The sequence below is a fragment of the Micromonospora sp. ATCC 39149 genome (assembly GCF_000158815.1).
Classification (GTDB): Bacteria; Actinomycetota; Actinomycetes; order Mycobacteriales; family Micromonosporaceae; genus Micromonospora.
Genome location: NZ_GG657738.1, coordinates 5149432 through 5154011 on the forward strand (window position 1 = coordinate 5149432; position 4580 = coordinate 5154011).

7 protein-coding genes are annotated in these 4580 nt (G+C 74.3%); 4 read left to right on the plus strand and 3 right to left on the minus strand.

Annotation, left to right across the window (positions count from 1 at the left end; translation table 11 throughout):
• Positions 1 to 162 precede the first annotated feature (162 nt).
• The 3 genes from MCAG_RS22525 to MCAG_RS22535 all read right to left on the minus strand — a co-directional run bounded on the left by MCAG_RS22525 (position 163) and on the right by MCAG_RS22535 (position 1743).
• Complete coding sequence (locus MCAG_RS22525) at positions 163 to 756, minus strand: PadR family transcriptional regulator (protein WP_007075284.1); 594 nt, start codon at positions 754 to 756, stop codon at positions 163 to 165.
• Positions 757 to 847: 91 nt separating this feature from the next.
• Positions 848 to 1297: a ferritin-like domain-containing protein gene (locus MCAG_RS22530; RefSeq protein WP_007075285.1), complete on the minus strand. Its 450-nt coding sequence runs from the start codon at positions 1295 to 1297 to the stop codon at positions 848 to 850.
• Positions 1294 to 1743, minus strand: coding sequence for a hypothetical protein (locus tag MCAG_RS22535; RefSeq protein ID WP_198141767.1), 450 nt, complete (start codon positions 1741 to 1743; stop codon positions 1294 to 1296). The genes MCAG_RS22530 and MCAG_RS22535 overlap by 4 nt, the downstream gene beginning before the upstream one ends.
• A gap of 230 nt (positions 1744 to 1973) precedes the next feature.
• Between MCAG_RS22535 and rimP the strand changes: the two genes are divergently transcribed.
• The 4 genes from rimP to MCAG_RS22550 form a co-directional block, all read left to right on the plus strand.
• On the plus strand, positions 1974 to 2672 hold the full coding sequence (gene rimP / locus MCAG_RS22540) for a ribosome maturation factor RimP (RefSeq protein WP_007075287.1): 699 nt from the start codon (positions 1974 to 1976) through the stop codon (positions 2670 to 2672).
• Positions 2669 to 3712: a transcription termination factor NusA gene (nusA, locus tag MCAG_RS22545; protein WP_007075288.1), complete on the plus strand. Its 1044-nt coding sequence runs from the start codon at positions 2669 to 2671 to the stop codon at positions 3710 to 3712. The genes rimP and nusA overlap by 4 nt, the downstream gene beginning before the upstream one ends.
• 16 nt (positions 3713 to 3728) lie before the next feature.
• Positions 3729 to 4061 carry a YlxR family protein gene (locus MCAG_RS31250; protein ID WP_007075289.1) on the plus strand — a complete coding sequence of 111 codons (333 nt, stop codon included), beginning with the start codon at positions 3729 to 3731 and terminating at the stop codon, positions 4059 to 4061.
• Positions 4062 to 4154: 93 nt separating this feature from the next.
• On the plus strand, positions 4155 to 4580 hold a 426-nt coding region (locus MCAG_RS22550), incomplete at its 3' end, for a translation initiation factor IF-2 N-terminal domain-containing protein (protein WP_036374794.1).

The window sequence follows — 4580 nt, forward strand, 5'->3', positions numbered from 1 at the left end:
CGCTGCCGTGGGTACGGTGCACGTCGCGGACGTCGAGCACGGCGGTTCCCGCCGTGCCGGAACCGGGCGTGCCCGAACCGGTGGCGTCGGAGCCGGGGGCGTCGGGCCCACGAAGCGGGTCGATCGGGTCGGGTCGGGTCGTCGGCGCGCCGCCCGTCCCGCTCATCGTCGCGCCTCCTCGCCGTCTCGGTCCGCCTCCGCCGCGCGCCCCGGGCCGGCCCGTCCGCCGGGCCCCGGGGTGGGCCGGTGCCGGACCAGGCTCGTCTCGCAATGGTCCAGCCAGCGGATCTCCGCCTCGGCCTGGAACACCATCGCGTCCAGCACCAGCCGCCAGGGCAGGTCCTCGGGACGGTCGCTGGCGTACTTCAACCGCGTCAACTCCTGCAACGCCCGCATGGTGGCGGTGCGCTGGGTCTGCACCACGGCCCGTACGTCCACCCCGGGGGTGGTCAGGGCCAGGGCCAGCTTGATCGCCAGCTCGTCGCGGGGGCGGTCGGTGCGGCTGATCGGGGTCGCGAACCACAGCGCGAGGTCCGCCCGTCCGGCGTCGGTGATCTCGTACGGCCGCTGCCCCGCCTCGCTCTCCGGCAGCGGGCGGACCAGCCCGTCCCGCTCCAGCCGGGACAGGGTGGTGTAGACCTGCCCGATGTTCAGCGGCCAGGTCGAGCCGGTCGACTCCTCGAACGCGGCCCGGAGCTGGTAGCCGTACATCTGGCCGCGTTCGAGGAGCGCGAGCAGGCCGTGACGGATGGACATGGCTCCGAAGTATGCATACCTGGTATGCCATCCGCAATCGCGGGTGCCGCCGAGGCGACCAGCGCAAACGCCCGGGGCCCGGTCAGTGCGGTCAGGTGGGGCGGCCGGGGAAGGCCACGGTGACGGGAGTCACGCCGGCGGTGCGCCGCCACCGCGTGGCCCGCACCGCGCAGTCGGTCAGCGCCGCGAGGGCCCGGTCGCGGTCCGCGCCCGTGGTGTGCGGCAGCGCCACCCGCCAGAAGGCGGCGGTGCGTTCCTCCACCTCCACCGCCAGCCGTAGCGCGGTCGCCGCGTCGGTGACGGGGAACGGCAGCGTGTACCCGGCCTTGTCGGCGGGGACCGCGCTGCCGGCCTCGCTGAGCTGGAGCACCAGCGCGTCGCGCCGGGACCGGTGCGCCGTCTCGGCGCGGCGGGCGGCCGTGCGGGCGGCGTCGGCGAGCCGCACCCCGATCACCCCGTACGCGAAGACCGCCGCGTACTCGGCGGCGAGCGCGCCGGCCAGGGCCTCGGCCGGCCCGGACGGTGCCTGAAGGCGCCTCACCGCAACGCCTCCACGTGGGTCGCCCGGGCGGCGGCGATCGAGCCGACCAGGGCCGCCCGATCGGCCGGGGCCTCGGCACAGAGCGTCGCGGCCGACTCGCGCCCGCGCTGCTCGGCCTCGCGCAGCGCGGCCAGCACCGCCGAGCGGTCGCCGGTGGCGGTGGCGTCCGGGGACGGCTCCGGCGAGGGCACCGGCCGGCCCGTCAGCTTCGCCAGCTCGCCGGCGTGCGCTTCGTGGGCGTCCGCGATCGGGGTGAGCAGCGGCGCCAGGCCCGGGTGTGCGGCCAGGGCGGCGCGGTGCCGGGCGGCCAGCTCGCGGGCCTGCGCCGCGAGGGGTTCGAGCGGGTCGGGCACCCGGTCCCGCTCGTCGCCGCGGTCGAAGAGATCACAGCCGGTCAGCGGCGCGACGGTGCCGCCGAGCGCCAGGAGCGCGCCCGCGCGCAGGATGTTTCGCCGGGAATGCCCGAGTGCCCGATCGCGCTGTGTCGTTCTGCCCCTCGCCACCGGACAAGTCAACACCATCGGAGCGGATATGTGGGCCAAGGGCGTCGGTGCGCCGCCCGGCCCGCCGTGACGCGGTCGCGTTACGCTCTGCGCAGCCACCGGCGCGTCCGCCCCGGTGGCGTGCCGGCATGGCGTCCCGACCGGGCGTCGTCGTTCATGAAGGGGTGCGCCAGATGACGCAGCGTGGCCGTGCCACCAGGTCGACGGGGCCGACGGGGAGACCCCGACGCGCCGACGGCCCCCGGGGCGGTGACCGCGTCGGCGGCCCCCGGGTGGACCTCGCCGCACGGCGGGCCCGGTTGCACGCGGTGATCGAGCCGGTGGTCAACGCGGCCGGGTACGACCTGGAGGACGTCTCCGTCTCCCGGGCCGGCCGCCGGCACGTGGTGCGGGTGATCGTCGACGCCGACGGCGGGATCAACCTGGACGCCGTCGCCGATGTGTCCCGGGCCGTCTCCGCCGCGCTCGACGCGGCCGAGGAGGCCGGCGGCGACATCCTCGCCGGCGAGTACCAGCTCGAGGTCAGCTCCCCCGGGGTGGACCGTCCGCTCACCCTGCCCCGGCACTGGCGGCGCAACGTCGGCCGGCTGGTGAAGGTGACCGCCCGCGCCGTGGCGCCCGGGCCACGCGCCGGGGACCGGCAGCCCACCGGCGACCGGCAGGTCACCGGCCGGGTGGTCGAGGCCGACGACGAGCGCGTGGTGCTGGAGACCGACTCCGGCCGCGTGGAGTTCAGCCACGCCGAGCTCGGCCCCGGCCGGGTGCAGGTGGAGTTCCACCGCCTCGACGAGGTGACTGACGACGAACTCGACGACAGCTCAGACATTGACGACATCGACGACGAAGATGATGTGGAGGACGAGGAGAGGTGAACATCGACCTCGCGGCGCTGCGCGCACTCGAGCGCGAGCGGGAGATCCCGTTCGACACGATCCTTGCGGCGATCGAGACCGCGCTGCTGACCGCCTACCGGCACACCGAAGGGGCCGAATCGCACGCCCGGGTCGAGATCGACCGCAAGAACGGCGCGGCCCTGGTCTACGCCCAGGAGTTGGACGACGACGGCACGGTGGTGCGGGAGTGGGACGACACCCCGCACGACTTCGGCCGGATCGCGGCCATGACCGCCAAGCAGGTGATCCTCCAGCGCCTGCGGGAGGCCACCGACGAGGTGCACTTCGGCGAGTACGTCGGCCGCGACGGCGACCTGGTCACCGGTGTGGTGCAGGCGCACGAGGCGCGTAGCGAGAAGGGCATCGTCAGCGTCGACCTGGGCAAGCTGGAGGGCGTGCTGCCGCAGTCCGAGCAGGTCCCCGGCGAGCGGTACACCCACGGCGAGCGGATCCGCTGCGTCGTGGTGCACGTCGCCAAGGGCATGCGCGGGCCGCAGATCACCCTCTCCCGTTCCCACCCGGCGCTGGTGAAGAAGCTGTTCGCCCTGGAGGTGCCGGAGATCGCCGACGGCACCGTGGAGATCGGGGCCATCGCCCGGGAGGCCGGCCACCGCACGAAGATCGCGGTGCGTTCCGCCGTGCCGGGCGTCAACGCCAAGGGCGCCTGCATCGGCCCGATGGGGCAGCGGGTCCGCGCGGTGATGAGTGAGCTGCACGGCGAGAAGATCGACATCATCGACTGGTCGGACGACCCGGCCACCTTCGTCGGCAACGCGCTCTCGCCGGCCAAGGCCCTGCGGGTCGAGGTGGTCGACCTGGCCACCCGGACCGCCCGGGTCACCGTTCCGGACTTCCAGCTCTCCCTCGCGATCGGCCGGGAGGGGCAGAACGCCCGGCTTGCTGCCCGATTGACCGGTTGGCGGATCGACATCCGGTCGGACGCGGAGCAGGCGACCACGGCTGCGCGGAGCGCGGCTGATCACGTCCGGGAGCCGGGCGGCGCGATCTCGGGCAGCTAGGGGTAGACTCGTTCCAGTGGTACGACGCGCGCTGCCGGAGCGCACCTGTGTGGGTTGCCGGCGACGCGCGCCGGCCAGCGAATTGCTGCGGATCGTCGCGATCGGCGACGAGGCTGGTCACAGTCTTCGGCCCGATCCGGCCCGCAGGCTGCCGGGTCGGGGAGCGAACATGCACCCGGATCCGGCCTGCTTCGCGCTGGCAGTGCGCCGCCGTGCCTTCGGGCGCGCGCTGCGCGTCACCGGGGTCGTCGACCACGGTGTGCTGGCCGAGCACGTCGATGCGCCAACCACTACGTCCGGTCATCCCGATCGGGCGAGGGTCGCTAGCAAGGTAGGACGACCGACATGAGCACACGATGAAGTCCCTGAAATGACCAGGCTTCAAGTGCAGGAGTGAGGTCGCTGCGGGTGCTGCCCGCACGACCTCGGAGTGAGGAGTGCAGTGGCAGGTAAGGCCCGCGTACACGAGCTTGCCAAAGAGCTCGGGGTCGAAAGCAAGACCGTTCTCGCCAAGCTGAAGGAAATGGGCGAGTTCGTGAAGTCCGCGTCCAGCACCGTCGAGGCGCCCGTCGCCCGGCGGCTGCGCAACGCCTTCGTCGCCGGCTCCCCGGCACCGTCCGCCCCTTCGGCGGTCACCCAGAGCCCGACGTCGACCCCGACACCGTCCCCGACCCCGGGTGCCCCCCGGATCGCGGCGAAGCCGATGCCGCCCCGGCGGCCCGGCCCGCCGACCCCCGGACCGAAGCCCAAGGGCCCGGTCCCTGGCCCGCCGCAGCCGGCGACCCCGGTCGCCAAGCCGGCGAGTGCCCACGACATCGAGGTGGCCGCCGCCGAGGCGCGCGCCGCCGCGCTGAAGGCCGAGCAGGAG

What these genes read in the sequence shown, in the direction of transcription:
- rimP (WP_007075287.1), top strand. Translation starts at nt 1,974, where the DNA reads ATGACGCAGCGTGGCCGTGCCACCAGGTCGACGGGGCCGACGGGGAGA.
- MCAG_RS22525 (WP_007075284.1), bottom strand. Translation starts at nt 756, where the DNA reads ATGTCCATCCGTCACGGCCTGCTCGCGCTCCTCGAACGCGGCCAGATG.